General features: G+C 64.4%; 2 pseudogenes. Both read right to left on the bottom strand.

Annotated features, from left to right (window positions below):
* Positions 1–339: pseudogene (locus EOD15_RS35285) on the bottom strand (ABC transporter permease); the annotation flags it as partial.
* 3 nt (positions 340–342) lie between these two features.
* Positions 343–548, bottom strand: a pseudogene (locus EOD15_RS35280) (3-hydroxy-3-methylglutaryl-CoA reductase); the annotation flags it as partial.

Genomic DNA, 548 nt, shown 5'->3' with positions numbered 1-548 from the left:
GGCGACCACCGCGAACAGCGCGCCGATCAGCAGCGCGAATTCCAGCGAATAGCCCGAGCGGGCGATCACGAAGGCCCAGGACACCGACACCACCATCGTTGCGATCATCGAGACATCGATGCCCCTGGCGATGACGACCAGCGCCATTCCCAGCGCCAGGATGCCGAGAATCGAGACGCTTCTGATCAGGGCTAGGATGTTGCCGGGGCTGAAGAACGACGGCAGCAGCAACGAGAACAGCACGAAGGCCAGCACCGCCAGCACCAGCACGATGCCTTCCTGGCTTTTGAGCAGGCTGGAAAGCCGAGCCTGATTTCCGTGTGCGGCCGCCTCGCTCACCGCTCAGGCCTCCTCTTTGCCCAGTCTGAGCAGGATTTCCCTGGCGCGATCGACGCGCACATCGTGATCCGCCGCAAGTTCCTTTGCCACCGTATCGATATTCGCGCCGCTCGCGCCCGCCACGATGGCGATGTTGCGGGCATGCAGCGCCATGTGTCCGCGCTGGATGCCTTCGGTGGCCAGCGCCCTGAGCGCCACCAAGACGCACC

Source organism: Mesorhizobium sp. M7A.T.Ca.US.000.02.2.1, from assembly GCF_003996995.1.
GTDB lineage: Bacteria > Pseudomonadota > Alphaproteobacteria > Rhizobiales > Rhizobiaceae > Mesorhizobium.
The sequence above is the reverse complement of the archived record's forward strand: the minus strand, read 5'-3'. Positions and strand labels throughout refer to the sequence as shown.